15 protein-coding genes are annotated in these 17207 nt (G+C 63.7%); 10 read left to right on the top strand and 5 right to left on the bottom strand.

Annotated features, from left to right (window positions below; genetic code table 11):
• The first annotated feature begins 132 nt into the window (after positions 1-132).
• The 4 genes from HY852_RS13640 to ppx all read left to right on the top strand — a co-directional run bounded on the left by HY852_RS13640 (position 133) and on the right by ppx (position 5325).
• Entirely contained in the window at positions 133-675 is a 543-nt protein-coding gene (locus HY852_RS13640; RefSeq protein ID WP_291605244.1) for a CDP-alcohol phosphatidyltransferase family protein, read from the top strand.
• A gap of 113 nt (positions 676-788) precedes the next feature.
• The gene (locus tag HY852_RS13635) at positions 789-1466 is read left to right on the top strand and encodes a DnaA/Hda family protein (protein WP_291605243.1); all 678 of its coding nucleotides are present in this window, start codon (positions 789-791) and stop codon (positions 1464-1466) included.
• A gap of 145 nt (positions 1467-1611) precedes the next feature.
• Positions 1612-3810, top strand: a complete 2199-nt coding sequence (locus tag HY852_RS13630) for an RNA degradosome polyphosphate kinase (RefSeq protein WP_291605242.1) — start codon at positions 1612-1614, stop codon at positions 3808-3810.
• Between the two features lie 12 nt (positions 3811-3822).
• The gene (gene ppx, locus HY852_RS13625) at positions 3823-5325 is read left to right on the top strand and encodes an exopolyphosphatase (protein WP_291605241.1); all 1503 of its coding nucleotides are present in this window, start codon (positions 3823-3825) and stop codon (positions 5323-5325) included.
• Here ppx and HY852_RS13620 read toward each other — a convergent pair whose 3' ends face one another.
• Positions 5326-6183 carry a TerC family protein gene (locus HY852_RS13620; protein WP_291605240.1) on the bottom strand — a complete coding sequence of 286 codons (858 nt, stop codon included), beginning with the start codon at positions 6181-6183 and terminating at the stop codon, positions 5326-5328.
• A 42-nt stretch (positions 6184-6225) separates the two neighbouring features.
• Positions 6226-6648 carry a nucleoside-diphosphate kinase gene (gene ndk, locus HY852_RS13615; protein ID WP_291605239.1) on the bottom strand — a complete coding sequence of 141 codons (423 nt, stop codon included), beginning with the start codon at positions 6646-6648 and terminating at the stop codon, positions 6226-6228.
• 304 nt (positions 6649-6952) lie between these two features.
• On the opposite strand from ndk, the gene HY852_RS13610 reads away from it, so the two are divergent.
• From HY852_RS13610 to HY852_RS13600, 3 genes are all read left to right on the top strand, one after another.
• On the top strand, positions 6953-7213 hold the full coding sequence (locus HY852_RS13610; RefSeq protein WP_291605238.1) for a sulfur globule protein precursor: 261 nt from the start codon (positions 6953-6955) through the stop codon (positions 7211-7213).
• Positions 7214-7393: 180 nt separating this feature from the next.
• Positions 7394-7576 (top strand): hypothetical protein, encoded by a 183-nt coding sequence (locus HY852_RS13605; protein WP_291605237.1) that lies wholly within the window; start codon positions 7394-7396, stop codon positions 7574-7576.
• Between the two features lie 50 nt (positions 7577-7626).
• Positions 7627-9483, top strand: a complete 1857-nt coding sequence (locus HY852_RS13600; RefSeq protein WP_291605236.1) for an ABC-F family ATP-binding cassette domain-containing protein — start codon at positions 7627-7629, stop codon at positions 9481-9483.
• On the opposite strand, the gene HY852_RS13595 is transcribed toward HY852_RS13600, so the two are convergent.
• The 3 genes from HY852_RS13595 to HY852_RS13585 all read right to left on the bottom strand — a co-directional run bounded on the left by HY852_RS13595 (position 9480) and on the right by HY852_RS13585 (position 12078).
• Entirely contained in the window at positions 9480-9968 is a 489-nt protein-coding gene (locus HY852_RS13595; RefSeq protein WP_291605307.1) for a hypothetical protein, read from the bottom strand. The two genes, HY852_RS13600 and HY852_RS13595, sit on opposite strands and share 4 nt — an antisense overlap.
• 167 nt (positions 9969-10135) lie before the next feature.
• On the bottom strand, positions 10136-10588 hold the full coding sequence (locus HY852_RS13590; protein ID WP_291605234.1) for a DNA polymerase III subunit chi: 453 nt from the start codon (positions 10586-10588) through the stop codon (positions 10136-10138).
• Positions 10585-12078, bottom strand: a complete 1494-nt coding sequence (locus HY852_RS13585) for a leucyl aminopeptidase (RefSeq protein WP_291605233.1) — start codon at positions 12076-12078, stop codon at positions 10585-10587. The genes HY852_RS13590 and HY852_RS13585 overlap by 4 nt, the downstream gene beginning before the upstream one ends.
• A 336-nt stretch (positions 12079-12414) precedes the next feature.
• Between HY852_RS13585 and lptF the strand changes: the two genes are divergently transcribed.
• The 3 genes from lptF to HY852_RS13570 all read left to right on the top strand — a co-directional run bounded on the left by lptF (position 12415) and on the right by HY852_RS13570 (position 17170).
• Positions 12415-13584, top strand: coding sequence for an LPS export ABC transporter permease LptF (gene lptF / locus HY852_RS13580; protein WP_291605232.1), 1170 nt, complete (start codon positions 12415-12417; stop codon positions 13582-13584).
• The gene (lptG, locus tag HY852_RS13575; protein ID WP_291605231.1) at positions 13581-14678 is read left to right on the top strand and encodes an LPS export ABC transporter permease LptG; all 1098 of its coding nucleotides are present in this window, start codon (positions 13581-13583) and stop codon (positions 14676-14678) included. Before lptF ends, lptG begins: the two co-directional genes overlap by 4 nt.
• Positions 14679-14770: 92 nt before the next feature.
• Positions 14771-17170 carry an LPS-assembly protein LptD gene (locus HY852_RS13570; protein ID WP_291605306.1) on the top strand — a complete coding sequence of 800 codons (2400 nt, stop codon included), beginning with the start codon at positions 14771-14773 and terminating at the stop codon, positions 17168-17170.
• Positions 17171-17207 lie beyond the last annotated feature (37 nt).

The raw sequence follows: 17207 nt of genomic DNA, 5'->3' as shown, positions 1-17207 counted from the left end.
CCGGCTGGTTACGTCGGATTCCGCTCCCGTGCAATGGCTCGCAAGGCCTTCGCCCGTGTACTATGTAGAGGAGAACCGGCTCACCCCGCCAAGGGCCGGCTTTAGTTCAGACCGGGTGCCGGGAAGCGCCGAGTGAGCATTCCGAACATTATTACTTTGGGCCGCATCATGCTGGTCCCGATCGTCGTCTGGGCGATCGTTTCAAGCCAGATGGAGGTCGCGTTCGCCGTCTTCGTGGTGGCCGGCGTCAGCGACGCCGTGGACGGGTTCCTCGCCAAGCGCTTCAACATGGCCAGCGAGCTGGGCGCCCTGCTCGATCCGCTCGCCGACAAGGCGCTCCTGGTCTCGATCTACATGGCGCTCGGAATCTGGGGGGCAATCCCCCGCTGGATCGTGATCCTGGTCGTGTCGCGCGACATCATGATCGTGACCGCGGTGATCGTGTCCTGGCTGTTCGACAAACCGATCCCCATGCGGCCCTTGATGGTATCCAAGCTAAACACGGTGGCCCAGGTGGCCTTCGCGGCGCTGGTGCTCGCCTCGTTGGCTTTCGGCTTCAATCCAGCGCCCTATGATATGATACTCATGGGTCTGGTCACGGTACTTACGCTGGCTTCCGTATCCCTTTATCTCGTCGAGTGGGTGAGGCACATGAGCACCATCGACGCCAAGTGAAGAACTCAGAATAACGGACCCTAAAGTAACGAAGCCGAAGTAACGAAACCGGATAATCGACGCAGCGCTGCTGGCTTACCCGGCCCGGTGCGATCCGGCATGGAGTAAAATGCGTGGCAGGTCGCGTTCCCCCCCGTCAGTTGGCATTTGCGCTGCCGCACACGGAGAACTTCGACCGCGACAATTTCCTGGAAGGTCCCGCGAACGCCGCCGCATTGACCTTGATCGACAGCTGGCCGGAATGGCCGAACCGGATCATGTTTGTGATCGGACCGGAAGGTTCTGGCAAGAGTCATCTCGCTGCCATCTGGGCCCAGGAATCTGGCGCACGCTCCACCACCGCTTCCGCCCTGACCTCGGCCTCCGTGCCGGCTGCACTGGCCACCGGCTCGCTGGTCGTGGAGGATCTGGAGCCGAAACATTTCGACGAACGCGCACTGTTTCACCTCCTGAATCTTGCGAGGGAGGAAGCCGCCTACGTCCTGATCACCGCCCGCACACCACCTGCCGCTCTCGACGTCGAGCTGAACGACCTGCGATCGAGGCTGCGCGCCGTGCCGGTCGTCTCACTCGTGCCACCCGACGACCAGTTGTTTCGCGCCCTGATCGTGAAGTTCTGCGCCGACCGGCAGATGACCGTGGACGAAAGCGTGGTCGGCTATCTGGCGACCCGCCTGGAGCGTTCCTCGGCCGCGGCGCGGCGGGCCGTGGAGCTTCTCGATGCCGAGGCCTTGCGGCAGGGCCGCCCGATCACCCGGGCCCTGGCGACCGAGGTTCTGCGCAACGGTTAGACGGCGGTATCCACATAGGCGGATGTCTTGACGGGCCTGGCGTCCGCGCCATCAATGTCATCGAAACGTCGTCGCGCTAACGGATGTTCTGCGGCGTTCGCGTACCTATATCCCTACGGACGATAGCAAGATGGACTGAAACCTGATGGATTCCGCGCAAACCATTGAATTAAAAGAGAAAGAAGCGGAAGTCGCGACCATTCCGGCAATCGCCATATCCCCGGAACGGTTCATCAACCGCGAGCTTTCCTGGCTGCATTTCAATCGGCGTGTGCTCGAGGAAGCGGTCAACACCAGCCATCCGCTGCTGGAACGGGTGCGGTTCCTGTCGATTTCGGCGAATAACCTTGATGAGTTCTTCATGGTGCGTGTCGCCGGCATCAAGGCCCAAATCCGGGAAGGCATTGCCGAACGCAGCCCGGACGGGCTCACCCCGGCCGAGCAGCTCGTCTTGATCAACCGGAGCGTCTCCCAGCTTGCCACGGACCAGCAGGCGATCTGGGGCGAGTTGCGCCCCATCCTCGCCGAAGCCGGGATTGTTCTCGTCGACGGCAAGGACGTCACCAAGGCCGAGCGCGTCTGGATGGAGGATTACTTCCTCCACAACATCTTTCCGCTGCTGACGCCGCTGGCGATCGATCCCGCGCATCCGTTTCCCTTCATCCCGAGCCTGGGCTTCACCATAGCCCTGCAACTCGCGCGCGCTTCCGACGGCAAGCAGATGAACGCCCTCATCCGCATGCCGGGCAAGATCGACCGCTTCATCCGTATGCCCGCCGGCAAGGACGGCTCGTTCCGGCTGATCTCGCTGGAACAAGCCACTTGCCTGTTCATCAACCGCCTGTTCCCCGGCTACAACGTCCACGGCCAGGGTGCCTTCCGCATCATCCGTGACTCCGAGCTCGAAATCGAGGAAGAGGCCGAAGACCTGGTGCGGCTGTTCGAGAGCGCGCTGAAGCGGCGGCGGCGCGGATCGGTGATCCGGCTCGAGATCGACGCCAAGATGCCGGAACAGCTCCGCATGTTCGTGCAGCACGCGCTCTCCGCCGCCGATGACGAAGTGTTCCTGGTCGATGGCGTGCTGGCGATGAATGAGTTGTCGCAACTCACCCGGATCGACCGCCCGGACCTCGAATTCGCTCCCTATGTGCCGCGTCATCCGGAGCGTGTGCGCGAGCACGGAGGCGACATCTTCGCCGCAATCCGCCAGAAGGACCTGATCGTCCATCACCCGTACGAATCCTTCGATGTCGTCGTGCAGTTCCTGCAGCAGGCCGCGCGCGATCCCGACGTCGTCGCCATCAAGCAGACGCTTTACCGTACCTCCAACAACTCCCCGATCGTGCGGGCGCTGGCCGAAGCGGCGGAAGCCGGCAAGTCGGTGACCGCGCTGATCGAGTTGAAGGCGCGCTTCGACGAGGAGGCCAACATCCGGTGGGCGCGCGACCTTGAACGCGCCGGCGTTCAGGTCGTCTACGGCTTTCTCGAACTGAAGACCCACGCCAAGCTGTCGATGGTGGTACGCCGCGAGAGCGGAAGCCTCACGACCTACGTTCACACCGGCACGGGCAACTATCACCCGGTCACCGCGCGCATCTATACCGACCTGTCCTATTTCACCTCCGATCCGACGATCGGCCGCGACGCTGCGCGGGTATTCAACTTCATCACCGGCTATGCCGCGCCCAGCGATCTCGAAAAGATGGCGGTGTCGCCGATGACGTTGCGCAAGCGCATCATCGAGCACATTCAGGGCGAGACCAGCCATGCGCGGCACGGCAGGCCGGCCACGATCTGGATGAAGATGAACTCGCTGGTCGATCCCGACATCATCGACGCGCTTTACGAAGCTTCGCAGGCCGGGGTCTCGATCGAGCTCGTGGTGCGCGGCATCTGCTGCCTGCGTCCGGGAATTCACGGCCTTTCGGAAAACATCCGCGTCAAGTCGATCATCGGCCGCTTCCTCGAGCACGGCCGAATCTACTGTTTCGGGATGGGCCAGGGCCTGCCGAGCGCAAAAGCGGCTGTGTATATCTCCTCCGCCGACATGATGCCGCGCAACCTCGACCGCCGCGTCGAGATCGTGTGTCCGCTGCAAAATCCGACGGTGCATCAGCAGGTTCTCGAGCAGATCATGGTCGCGAATCTGAAGGACAACGAGCAAAGCTGGCAATTGTTGCCGGACGGGTCGTCAACGCGTATGAAGACCGCGAAAGGCGAAGAGCCTTTCAACGTGCACAATTACTTCATGACGAATCCGAGTCTCTCTGGCCGTGGAAAGTCGCTCAAGGAATCCTCGCCTCGCCGGCTCACGCGCCGTACCGAACGCCATCACTCCTCGTAGGGGGAGCTTGCCGTGAAACGGCGGCGCAAGCGCGGCTCAAGCGTCGCGGTGATCGACATCGGCTCGAACTCCGTTCGTCTCGTCGTCTATGAAACGCTGACGCGCAGTCTTCTGCCCCTTTTCAACGAAAAGACGCTGTGCGGGCTGGGCCGCGAGGTGCAGAGCACGGGGCTTTTGCCTCCCGACGCCGTCGCCAGGGCCTTGACCTCGCTGCGGCGGTTTCACGCGCTCTGCAAGGTGATGCAGGTCGGTCGCATCTATGCCATCGCGACCGCCGCCTGTCGCGACGCCAGCAACGGCCCGGACTTCATCGCCAAGGCCGAACGCATCTGCGGCGTCAAGATCGAGATCCTGTCCGGACCGCGCGAGGCGCACCTATCGGCGCTCGGCGTGGTTTCCGGCGTTCACGAGCCGGATGGCATCGTCGGCGATCTCGGCGGCGGCTCGCTGGAACTGATCGACGTGCGACGCAACAGCGTTCGCGGCGGCGTCACGTTGCCGCTCGGCGGGCTCGCGCTGCAGGACCTTGCCCACAAATCGCTGAAGCGGGCGGAGCGTATCGTCAGGAACAAGTTGTCGGATGTATCGCAACTCAAGGCCGGCAACGGCCGCACCTTCTACGCGGTCGGGGGCACCTGGCGCGCGCTGGCGCGCATCCACATCATCCAGAGCGGATATCCCCTGCAGGTGATGCACGGCTATTCGATCCCGGCACCCGACGCCCTGGATTTCGCGCGGCGACTGCGGCGGCTGGCCGCGGCCAACATGCTGGCCGATATCGAAGTGGTGGCCGATGCGCGGCGGCCGTTATTGACCTATGCGGCGCTCGTCCTCGAGTACATTATCCGCGTGGCCAAGCCGACGACCATCGTGTTCTCGACCTACGGCGTGCGCGAAGGCCTGCTGCACGAGAAGCTGCCGGAGTCCGAGCGCGCCAAGGACGGGCTGATCTGCGCCGCCGAGGCCTTGAACCAGCTCCTGTCGCGATCGGCACGCCATGCGCACGAATTGATCGATTGGACCGATCGCTTCATGCGCGTGATCAAGCTGCGCGAGAGCGAGGAAGAGCGCCGCCTGCGCCACGCCGCCTGCCTGCTTTCCGACATCGGCTGGCGCGTGCATCCGGATCATCGCGGCGAGCAGACGCTCAGCCTGATCACCAACGGCAATTTCGGCGCGATTACCCACGAAGGTCGGGCCTTCGTCGCGCTGTCGGTCTTCTATCGATATGCCGGCTTGCGCGAGGAGAACGAGCCGCCGCCAATCATCCAGGACATGGTTTCGCCTGCCACGCTCGAGCGCGCCCAGCTGCTCGGCGCCGCCTTGCGGGTGGCTCATCTGATCTCGGCGGCGCGGCCCGGCGTGTTGCCGGCAACCCACTTCCGCAACCGAAGCAACGAACTCATGCTGGTGTTCGAGCACCGCATGGGCGATCTCGTCGCCGATCGCGTCGGCAGCCGCTTCAAGCAGCTCGCCCGATTGATCGGCCGCTCCGGCTCGATCGTCAGGAGATAGTCAGCCCGAGATTTCGGCGTGGCGCTTGGAGGCCTGCAGCGCCGAGTGATACAGGCTGCGCCGCCGCCAGATGTAGCCGGCGGTCAGAACGATGACGACGCCAAGCGCGGCGCAGGCGAACTCGCTGCCCGGCCCCTCGTGAGCGAATTGCGGCGCAATCCGCAAGGCGGCGAGCCACGAATCCAGCATCTGGCCGAGCGGGCCGGCGGACAGTTCGTTCAGCTTCGGATGAACGCCGGGATCGGTCGCGATCACCTCGCCCGCGATCCAGCCCAACAGCGCAGCACCGGCCCAAACCAGGACCGGCAGTTTTTCAAGCAGCGCCATGATCAGCGCGGCACCGGCGACGATCAGCGGAATGCTGATGGCAAGGCCGAAGATCAACAGCGGCACGCTGCCTTTGGCGGCGGCCGCCACCGCGATGACGTTGTCCAGGCTCATGACGATGTCGGCGATCAGGACGATCTGCACGGCGTGCCACAGATGGGAGGCGGACTCGACCTCGTCCTCCCCCTCATTGTCAGGGACGACCAGTTTGGTCGCAATGAAGAGCAGCGCCAGCCCGCCGGCCAGCTTGAGGTACGGCAGTCCCATCAGCGTCACAACGATGCCGGTGAAGATGATACGCAGCAGCACGGCCGCGCCGGCGCCAAGCACCATGCCCCAAAGCCGATGCCGCGGCTGCAGGCCGCGGCACGCCAGCGCAATCACCAGCGCGTTATCGCCGGACAGGAGGATGTTGATCCAGATGATCTTCCCGACGGCCACCCAGAACGCCGGCTCTACCATTTCCTTGTTGAACGCGGCGAGAGCATTCCCGACGTTGCCGGGGTCCAGCATCTGCCAAAGCCAGTCCACGATAGTTCCTTTCGGCCAGCGGCCAGCGCCAAAGTCGGCGGATCAGCCGACGATTTCGTTGCCCGAGAAGAATTGAGCGATCTCGACCACCGCCCTCTCCGGCGCGTCCGACCCGTGCACCGAGTTCTCGCCGATCGACTTTGCATAGAGTTTGCGGATCGTGCCGTCGGCTGCCTTGGCCGGATCGGTCGCGCCCATCACCTCGCGGTATTTGGCAATGGCGTTCTCGCCTTCGAGGACCTGCACCACGACCGGGCCCGAGGTCATGAACTCGACGAGCTCGCCGAAGAACGGCCGGCTCTTGTGGACGGCATAGAAGGTCTCCGCCTGCTCCTTGGTCATGCGGATCCGCTTCTGGGCCACGACGCGAAGCCCCGCCTTTTCGATCACGGCGTTGACCGCACCGGTGAGGTTGCGGGCGGTCGCGTCGGGCTTGATGATCGAGAAGGTGCGTTCAATCGCCATGGTGCTTCCTTGAATAGCGGACTGTGGGAGTTGGCGGCTTATATCGGCGCCCATCGCGAACGGCAAGCGAGTAGGCCTACGGCTTGCGCCAGCGGCCAGATGGAAAGCTCCGGAATTACAACAATTTCACGAAGATGAACCCTTTCTGCAGCGCCCGTCGCGGCACGGTTCAGCCTGGCAGGAATAGTCTTTCTGCAACGGACCGCCACTTCAAGCCTCTTAAGATTCTCGGGACTAGAGTGGTGGGCCGTCGCAAATCCATCAGGCGGCGCCTGCTGCGCCGAATTGGTTCAAGGAGACGACCATGTTACGCAAACTCTCGCTGGTTGCAGTTGCCGCGGCGTCACTGGGTGCAGCGGCCCTGGCGCCGACTTCAGCCTCCGCCGGGGGCGGCTGGCATGGCGGTGGCTGGCACGGCGGATGGCATCACGGCGGAGGGCATCACGGCGGACCGCGCCACTTTGTCCGCGGCCCCCGTGTTTACGGCCACGGCGGCTGCTACGTCCGACAGCTGGTTCCCACGCCTTGGGGGCCGCGCTGGCAGCTTGTGAACCGCTGCTACTGATCGAATTGGCGACCGCGAACGACAGCCCCGGCGATTGCGCCGGGGCTTTGTCTTGCGGGCGCGTTGTCTTGACGCAATTTTAACTAGACCCGCCGCTATCGCCAGCAAAGCGCGAAACAATTTGGCGGCCACTGACTTGGTAAGGTGAGGCGAGCCGACACCATTGCCACGGAACCCGTCATGAACGGCCGAATAGCCAATGACAGCGAATCGATGGATCGGAAGACCAGCCGATCGATTTGCGATGCTGTCGGCGAGCGGCTGCAGCAAAACCTTCGGCCACAGACGCGCCTCACCCCGCATCTTCAGTTCCTGATGGACGAACTCAGGAAACGCGACCGGGACGGCGGCTCGCCCAACTAGAGCTTACAAAAACGGGTTGCGTTTGGCGCCGGCAGCGGTGAGAACGCCGCATGCTGTCCATCACCGACCTGTCGATCCGGCTCGCCGGACGTCTCCTGATCGACCACAGTTCCGCGCAGATCGCACCCGGTGCGCGCGTCGGCCTTGTGGGGCGCAACGGCACCGGGAAATCGACCTTGTTCAAGGTCATCCGCGGTGAACTCGCAGCCGAGAGCGGCACGATCACGATCCCGCCGCGCTGGCGCGTCGGCAGTCTCGCTCAGGAGGCACCCAACGGACCGGAAAGCCTGATCGAGATCGTCCTGAAGGCTGACCTTGAACGCGATTCCCTGTTGCGTGAGGCCGAGAGCGCGACCGACCCGCACCGGATTGCTGAAATCCAGACCCGCCTCGTCGACATCGATGCCCATTCGGCGCCGGCACGCGCGGCGGCGATCCTGAGCGGTCTCGGCTTTTCCGCGGCTGACCAGGCGCGGCCGTGCTCGGAATTCTCCGGCGGCTGGCGCATGCGCGTTGCACTCGCGGCCACTCTGTTTGCGGTGCCCGACATTTTGCTGCTCGACGAGCCCACCAACTATCTCGACCTCGAAGGCACGCTCTGGCTCGAAGACCACCTCGCCCACTACCCACGCACCGTGATCGTGGTCAGCCATGACCGCGACCTGTTGGAGAGTTCGGTCGACCAGATCCTCCACCTGGATCGCGGCAAGCTCACGCTGTATCGGGGCACCTACTCCGCCTTCGAGGAGCAGCGCGCCGCGCGCGAAATGCTCGATGCCAAGGCGGTCAAGCGCCAGGAGTCCGAGCGCAAGCGGCTGCAGGCCTTCGTCGACCGCTTCAAGGCGAAGGCCTCCAAGGCACGCCAGGCCCAGTCGCGGGTCAAGATGCTGGAGAAGATGAAACCCGTCGCGGCGCTGGTGACGCAGGACGTGCAGGAAATCTCTTTTCCGCCGCCGGAAAAAACCCTGTCGCCGCCGATCATCGCCGTCGACAATGTCTCTGTGGGCTATGATCCTGAGAACCCGGTGCTGAACCGCGTCACCTTGCGGATCGACAACGACGATCGCATCGCGCTCTTGGGCGCCAACGGCAACGGCAAGTCGACGCTGGTGAAACTGCTGGCGGGTCGCCTTGCGCCGTTCTCCGGCAGAATGACGCGCGCCGAAAAGCTGTCGGTCGCCTATTTCGCGCAGCACCAGCTCGACGAACTGGACGAAGCGGCGTCGGCCTACGATCACATCCGCAAGCTGATGCAGGACGCGCCCGAAGCCAAGGTGCGCGCGCGGGCCGGCGCGATCGGGTTTTCCGGCAAGGCCGCCGACACACCGGCCAGCAGCCTGTCGGGCGGCGAGAAGGCAAGGCTGCTGCTCGGGCTCGCGACCTTCTTCGGGCCCAACATGATCATCCTGGACGAGCCGACCAACCATCTTGACATCGACAGCCGCGCAGCGCTCGCGGAAGCGATCAACGAGTTTCCCGGCGCGGTCATCATGGTCTCGCACGATCAATATCTGATCGAAGCCTGCGCCGACCGGCTGTGGCTGGTCGCCGACCGCACGGTTACAAGTTATGACGGCGATCTGGAGGATTATCGGCGCCTGGTGCTGTCGGCGCGCAGCACCGAGACGCGCGAACGGACCGACACGGTCGGCAAACCCCAGCGCAACAAGGCGGAAAACCGGGCGCCGCTGAGGAAGCGGATCGCCGAAGCAGAGGCCGAGATCGCCCGGATCAGCGAGATCATCGCCAAGATCGACACCGCGCTGGCATTGCCGGATGTCTTCACCCGCGATCCGAAGCAGGCCGCGCAATTGAGCAAGGCCCGCGCCAACGCCGCCACCGCGCTGGCAAGCGCGGAAGAGGAATGGCTCGAGGCCAGCGCCCAATACGACGAGGCGGCCGGCTAGGTCGCAGATGACTTCTTTTTCGCTCTCGGCTTGGCCGCAGGCTGCGGTTCGGGCGTACCCTCGATCGAGCTCAGGCGGCCGGCGGTGAAGGTATAGATTCCGGCGCGCGGTCCGCGCGACCAGGTCACGACCGCAACGCGGTCGCCGCGCGCGTTGCTCGAGAGGTTCACGCCGTCCGGCGCACCGATGCCGCGCACGACATCACACTCGGTGTGGCCAAGCGCGACCGTTCCCCCTCCCGAAGGCGGAGCGGCGGTCGATGCGTTGGCATCCGCCGGCACAGCGGGCGGTGTCATGCCGGGACATGCGCCATCGGCGCTCACAAGATCATCGGGAGTGACCGCTCTGTCGGGCGTAAGTGGCGGCGTTTCGATCGACACGTTCTTGACGAACAGCCGGCCGGGCCGCGAGAACCACTCGGCATCCTTCGACAAGAATTCGGACGCGCCTGAGCAGCCCGCAATCAGCGGGGCCACCGCAAGCAACGCCAGGAGCAATGTTGAAGAACGTCTTTGATGTCGCACGGCGAACTAAATTCTCACCCTAAGATCCAGCCCTAAAGGATTGTCCCAACACCACTTTGCGGCACGACCGTGGCCGGATGACCCCGGCGTTCTCAAAAGTGCAGATTATCATTAATTCCTCAGGCTCGCTATTCGCGCCGCTGCCACCGGCCGCGCTCGTCGGCCTGCCAGTAGGTGACCTCGAATCCCCTCGTCTTGCAATCGGTCCAGGCGGCGCGGGCGGCAAGGAGCCCATCCTCGTCATCTCCGTTGAACAGCAGCACCATGCGCTCATAGCTGTGCGAATCGGCAGGCAAAGCGGCGTTGTCGACGAGGAAGCGGACGTTGGCCCCGTTTGGGTTGTGCTCCTCGATCGCCAGCACGATGGGCTGATCATGCACATCAGTCGCACGCCAGGTTGCATGCGGCAGGAACGAATCGTCACGATAAGTCCACAAATGCGCGTCGAGCGCATCGGCGCGTTCCGGCGAGGTCGACTGCACGACGGCGCGCCAGCCCCGCTCCAGCGATTTCTCGAGCAGCGGCGGCAAGACGTTTTCCACCGAGATATTTTGCAGGTGGTAGAAGAGAACTTCCGTCATTTCTTCTCGTAGTGGTCCGCAACCAGGCGATCCAGAAGGCGAACGCCGTAACCGGAGCCCCAGCTCTGATTGATATCCGATTTCGGCGCACCCATAGCGGTACCCGCGATGTCGATATGCGCCCAAGGCGTATCATCGACGAAGCGCTGCAGAAATTGCGCCGCGGTGATCGAGCCGCCATGGCGACCGCCGGTGTTCTTCATGTCGGCGAACTGTGAATCGATGAGCTTGTCGTACTCGGGCCCCAGCGGCAGCCGCCACACCCGTTCGCCGGTTTCCAGTCCCGCCTGGGTCAGCCGATCTGCCAGTTCTTCATTGTTGGAGAAAATGCCGGCATGTTCGGTGCCGAGCGCCACCATGATCGCGCCGGTGAGGGTCGCAAGGTCGATCATGCATTTCGGCTTGATCTTCTTGGCGACGTACCAGAGCAGGTCGGCCAGCACCAATCGACCTTCCGCGTCGGTGTTGATGATCTCGATGGTCTGGCCGGACATCGAGGTGACGATGTCACCCGGCCGCTGGGCATTGCCGTCAGGCATGTTCTCGACGAGGCCGATGGCGCCGACCGCGTTGACCCGCGCCTTGCGTGCGGCCAGCGCGTGCATCAGGCCGACGACGCAGGCGGCGCCGCCCATGTCGCCCTTCATGTCTTCCATGCTGCCTGCAGGCTTGATGGATATGCCGCCGGTATCGAAGCAAACGCCCTTGCCGACGAACGCTATCGGCGTCTCGCCTCGTTTTCCACCGTTCCAGCGCATGATCACCGTGCGTCCAGGGTGCGCGGAGCCTTGCGCCACCCCAAGCAGCGCGCCCATGCCGAGCCTGGTCATCGCCCTGACGTCGAGCACCTCGACATGGACGCCAAGCTTGCGCAGCTGCGTCGCGCGCCGGGCGAATTCCGGCGGATGAAGTACGTTCGGCGGCTCGTTGACCAGGTCGCGCGCCATGATCACGCCGTCCACGACATGCCCGGCCGGGCCGAACGCCTTGCGCGCGCCGGCAACGTCGGCGACCGCCACATCAGCGCGCAGGACGCCCTGTTCGTCGTCCTTCTTCTTGGTCTTGTAGCGATCGAACCGGTAGGCCCGAAGCCTCACCCCGGAAGCGACGGCGACCGCCTGTTCGGTCTTGATGGCTTCGTCCGGCAACTCCGCGATGATCGTCATGGCATTGCTGCCGGGAGCAAGCTTGCTGGCCGCGGCGCCCCCGAATTTCAGGTAGTCGCTGCTCTTCAGCGACGAGACCTTGCCGACCCCGATCACGAGCAGGCGCGAGACCTTGAGCCCCTGCGGAGCGAGGATATCCAGCATCGAGCCGCTCTTGCCCTTGAATCGGCTGGTCGCGGCCGCCTTCCCGACCAGATCGGCGGCCGAGCCGAGCGCCTTGCGGGTCGCCGCGCCGAACTTCAAGCCCTCATCGCAAAACACCACCAAAATACCGCGGGGTGCGACGGAAAGCGGAACGAAGCCGACCTTGACGGCGTCGGACATGAGCAAAACCTCCGAAAGGGCTGGTTGTGGGACGGGGCTACCGCCGAGGGCCGTGGTCTGAACGGTGATTCACTGCTCCGTTCGGACGCATAAGGGGTACTATGGCCTGCCGGCCCGGCCCGTGCCAAGCGGCCCGTGGCCTGGAGGCCACATTGCGCAAATTATTAACCGTAACCTCAGGGCGCCATGGGCCAGCCATTTTGTTGACGGATCAAAGGGATGGTAGTGAGAGAATGAGCGGGCTGGACAGTTGGCGGCACGACCGAAGGGGACCCCTCGTGGGGGTCGGTCGAGAGCCGCAGTCCCTCGGTGGCGGGCGGGAATCGTGCGGTAACGATGGGGTCGATCGATAGGTATATTTTCCGCACGACCCTCGGGTCGTTCGCGCTGATCCTGGTCAGCCTCACCGGCGTGATCTGGATTACCCAGGCGTTGCGCGGCATCGACCTGATGACGAGTCAGGGCCAGACCATCCTGACCTTTCTTGGCATCACGGCCCTCGTCATTCCGGCGCTGGTGCTGATCATCTCGCCGATCGCGCTGATGATCGCGATCTCGCACACCCTGAACAAGCTCGCGACCGATTCCGAAATCATTGTGATGAACGCGGCCGGCTTCTCGCCGTTCCGGCTGTTCTACCCGTTCGTTTACGCCACGTGCGCCGTGGCCCTGCTGGTCGCGTTCATTGCGGCCTATCTCTCGCCTGACGGCATGCGGCGCATCAAGCAGTGGGACGCCGAGATCACAGCGGACGTGCTCACCAACATCCTGCAGCCCGGCCGTTTCGCCCAGCTCGACCAGAACCTGACCATTCGCATCCGCGAGCGCCTGCCCGGCGGCATTCTTGCCGGCATCTTCATCGACGATCGTCGCGATCCGAAGGAACGCATCAGCATCGTGGCCGACCATGGAACGGTGGTGAAGAACGGCGGCGGCTCGTTCCTGGTGCTGGAGGACGGCAATCTCCAGCGATTCGAGACAGGCAAGCGTGATCCCGCTCTGGTCGCATTCGGCCGCTATGCCTTCGACATGTCGAAATTCTCCAACCAGGGCCGCGACGTGAGGCTGGGCATTCGCGAACGCTACGTCTGGGAGCTGCTGTCGCCCTCTCCCGATGACCCCATTTACATGCAGATCCCCGGGCAGTTCCGCGCCGAGCTGCATGACCGCTTCATGTCGCCGCTCTATCCCTTCGTCTTTGCTGCCCTGACCTTCGCCTTTCTCGGTGCGCCGCGCACCACGCGTCAGAGCCGGAACCTGGCGATCGGGGGCGCAATTCTGGCGGTGTTCGGCTTGCGCATGGCCGGGTTCGCCTGCTCGGTAATGGCGGTGAAGTCCCCGCTCGCGCCACTCATCCAATACGCGATGATTGCGGTCGCGACCGGTCTCGGCGTCTGGATGATCGTCAAGGGCATGGTGGTGGAGCCGCCGCCGGCCCTCATGGAGGCCATCAACAGATCTAACGAGCGCATTGCGCGGCTGTTCGGCCGGACGGCAACCGCATGAGCATGCTCACCAACACCCTTGGGCGGTATTTCGCCGGGCGCTTCGTGATCTCCGCACTCGGCGTGTTCGCGAGCATCTTCGTGCTTCTCGTGCTGGTCGATTACATCGAGATGGTGAGAAAGACCTCGGGGCTGGCTTCGGCCTCCGCGATCACGGTCGCAGAGACCTCGCTGTTTCGCGTGCCTCAGCTCTTGGAGAAGCTGACCCCGTTCTGCGTCCTGATCGGCGCGATGACCTGCTACCTGGCGCTGTCGCGCCGGCTCGAGCTCGTCGTCGCGCGGGCCGCCGGCGTCTCGGCCTGGCAGTTCATCTCCCCGGCGCTCGGCAGTGCCATCCTGATCGGGGCCGTCGCGACGTTCATCTACAATCCGGTGTCCGCCAACCTGCGGGAGCTGTCCAAACGGATGGAGGCCGAGCTGTTCGGCTCGGCGCCCGGCGGAGGGATCCAGGATGCATCCGGATTCTGGCTCAACCAGATCGGCAGCGACGGCCAGACCATCATCAACGCGGCACGCAGCGAGCAGCAGGGCGTTCGCCTCACCGGGCTCACGCTGTTCCGATTCGATGCTGACAACCAGTTCAAGGAGCGGATCGAGGCGCGCGAAGCCACGCTCGAACAGGGGCATTGGCTGTTCAAGGACGTGCGGCGCTTCGCCCTCGATGCCCCGCCGGTCGACCAGGCAACCTTCGAGCTTCCGACCACGCTGACCCAGGCGCAAATCCGCAATAGCTTCTCCACGCCGGAGACTGTGTCTTTTTGGCAACTGCCGAGCTACATCCGTTCTTCCGAGAGTTCAGGATTTGCGACAGCCGGATACCGGTTGCAATACCACAAGCTTCTCGCCCAACCGTTTTTGCTTGCAGCAATGGTCATGCTCGCGGCCTCTGTCTCCTTGCGCTTCTTCCGATTCGGTGGCGTGCAAAAGATGGTTTTAAGTGGCGTGGGCGCAGGGTTTCTGCTCTACGTTCTGTCGAAAGTAACCGAGGACTTGAGCAAGGCTGAGTTGATGCATCCGATCGCTGCGGCGTGGCTGCCCGTGTTCGTCGGCGGCCTCACCGGCTTTTTGGCCTTGCTATATCAGGAGGACGGATAGTGACCCCCGTCCGCCGAGCGAGGGCGTTTGTGTCGGCGCTGCGTACCATCGTGCGCGGCAACGCCGTTGGTGTGCCTGCCGCGACAAGCTTCCTGCTCATCCTCACGGTCGCATTCGCGCTGACTGGCCTCGCCGGGCTTGCCACGAGCGAACCGGCTGCCGCCCAGAGCTTTACCTACAACCCGCTACCGCCGCGCCCGAAACCGCCGCGCACCGGTAATGACGGGCAGATGCTCGTGCAGGCGGTCGAGGTCAATTACGACTACAACAACTCCCGCGTGTCGGCCGTCGGCAACGTGCAGATGTTCTACAACGGCACGAGCGTCGAGGCCGACAAGGTCATCTACGACCAGAAGACCAAGCGGCTTCATGCCGAAGGCAACATCCGCATGACGGATGCCGACGGCAAAATTACCTACGCCGAGATCATGGATCTGAGCGACGACTACCGCGACGGTTTCGTCGATTCGCTGCGCGTCGATACCGCGGACCAGACCCGCATGGCGGCGACGCGCGCCGACCGCTCCAGCGGCAACTACACCGTCTTCGAGAACGGAGTCTACACGGCCTGCGCGCCGTGTAAGGACGATCCGAAGAAGCCACCCCTGTGGCAGGTCAAGGGCGCGCGGATCATCCACGACCAGACCGAGAAGATGCTGTACTTCGAGACTGCGCAGCTCGAATTCTTCGGCGTTCCCATCGCCTACATCCCCTATTTCTCGACGCCGGATCCGACGGTGAAGCGCAAGACCGGCTTCCTGATGCCGGGCTTCAGCACCAACTCGACCTATGGCGTTGGTGTCGAAGTCCCCTTCTACTGGGCGATCGCTCCCGACTATGACCTGACCCTCAACCCGCGCTTCACCACCAAGCAGGGCGTGCTGTTCCAGGCCGAGTTCCGACAGCGCCTGATGGATGGCGCCTACCAGATCCGCGCCTACGGGATCGACCAGCTCGATCCCGGCGCCTTCGCCGGTCAGCCCGGCGACCGCCAGTTCCGAGGCGGTGTCGAGACCAGAGGTCAGTTCGCATTGAACGACAAATGGGTTTGGGGCTGGGAAGGCGTCGCACTCTCCGATTACTACTTCATGTCGGATTACCGGCTGTCCCAGTACCGCGACCCGCTGAACTCGTTCCTGAGCCTGCCCACGGAGGCGGTCTCGCAGCTCTACCTGACCGGGGTCGGCAACCGCAGCTTCTTCGACGCGCGCGCGATCTATTACCTGAGCTTCTCGGGCAAGCAGGACCAGGTTCCGGTCATCCACCCGGTGATCGATTACGCGAACGTGTGGAACACTCCGATCCTCGGCGGTGAGGTCAGCTACAAGACCAACTTCACCAGCCTGACACGCGAAAGCGCCGTGTTCGACCCGATCACCACGCTGGCCAATACCGCCAGCTTGTGCACGACGGCATCGGCCGATCCCCTGGCGCGGTTGCCCTCGCAATGCCTCCTGCGCGGCATCCCGGGGACCTACACGCGGCTCAGCGCGCAAGCGCAGTGGCGGCGCTCGTTCACCGACCCCGCGGGCCAAATCTGGACCCCGTTCGCCATCCTCCGTGCCGATGCGATCAACGCCTCGATCTCCAATCAGCCCGGTGTTTCCAACTTCCTGCCGGTCGGCGACACGCAGGAGCTTCGCCTGATGCCGACAGTCGGGCTGGAATATCGCTATCCCTTCATCAACGTTCAGCCGTGGGGAACGACGACCCTCGAGCCCATCGCCCAGGTTATCGTCCGGCCCAACGAGCCCTCCGCCGGCAAGCTACCCAACGAAGATGCGCAAAGCCTGGTCTTCGATGCCAGCAACCTGTTCCGTGTCGACAAGTTCTCGGGCTACGATCGGCTCGAGGGCGGCGGACGCGCGAACGTGGGCGTGCAGGCAACGACCCAATTCGATCGCGGGGGATCAATCAACGTCCTGTTTGGCCAGTCCTACCAGCTGTTCGGCATGAACTCCTTTGCGGTCCAGGACGTGAGCAATACCGGCCTCGATTCAGGACTGGCCAAGCCCAGGTCCGACTATGTCGCCCGCGTCAACTATTCGCCGAACAGAACCTATACGTTCAGCGTACGTACGCGCCTCGACGAGCAGACGACGAACGTCCAGCGTTTCGAGGCTGAGGGCCGCGCCAATTTCGACCGCTGGTCCGTCGCCCTGACCTACGGCAACTACGCGCCGCAGCCCGAGCTCGGTTATTTGACCCGACGCGAAGGATTGCTGGGCAACGCCTCGGTCAAGGTTGCGGCAAACTGGGTGCTGACGGGAGCCGCCCGATGGGATCTCGAGGCGAACAAGCTCAACCAGTACGTGATCGGCGCCGGCTACGTGGACGACTGCTTCGTTCTGGCGGCGAACTATGTTACCTCGTATAGTTATACTGCCGGCACGACGCCTCCGATACTCGGCCACGCCTTCATGCTGCAGATCGGCCTGCGCACGCTGGCGACGACGTCCGCGGGCGGCACCGGCAGCGGCACGCTCCAGTGACCGATTTGATGTTGCCCGGGGGGCTCCCGATAGCAAT

It is taken from the genome of Bradyrhizobium sp. (assembly GCF_016213215.1).
In the GTDB taxonomy this organism is placed as follows: Bacteria; Pseudomonadota; Alphaproteobacteria; order Rhizobiales; family Xanthobacteraceae; genus Bradyrhizobium.
The sequence above is the reverse complement of the archived record's forward strand: the minus strand, read 5'-3'. Positions and strand labels throughout refer to the sequence as shown.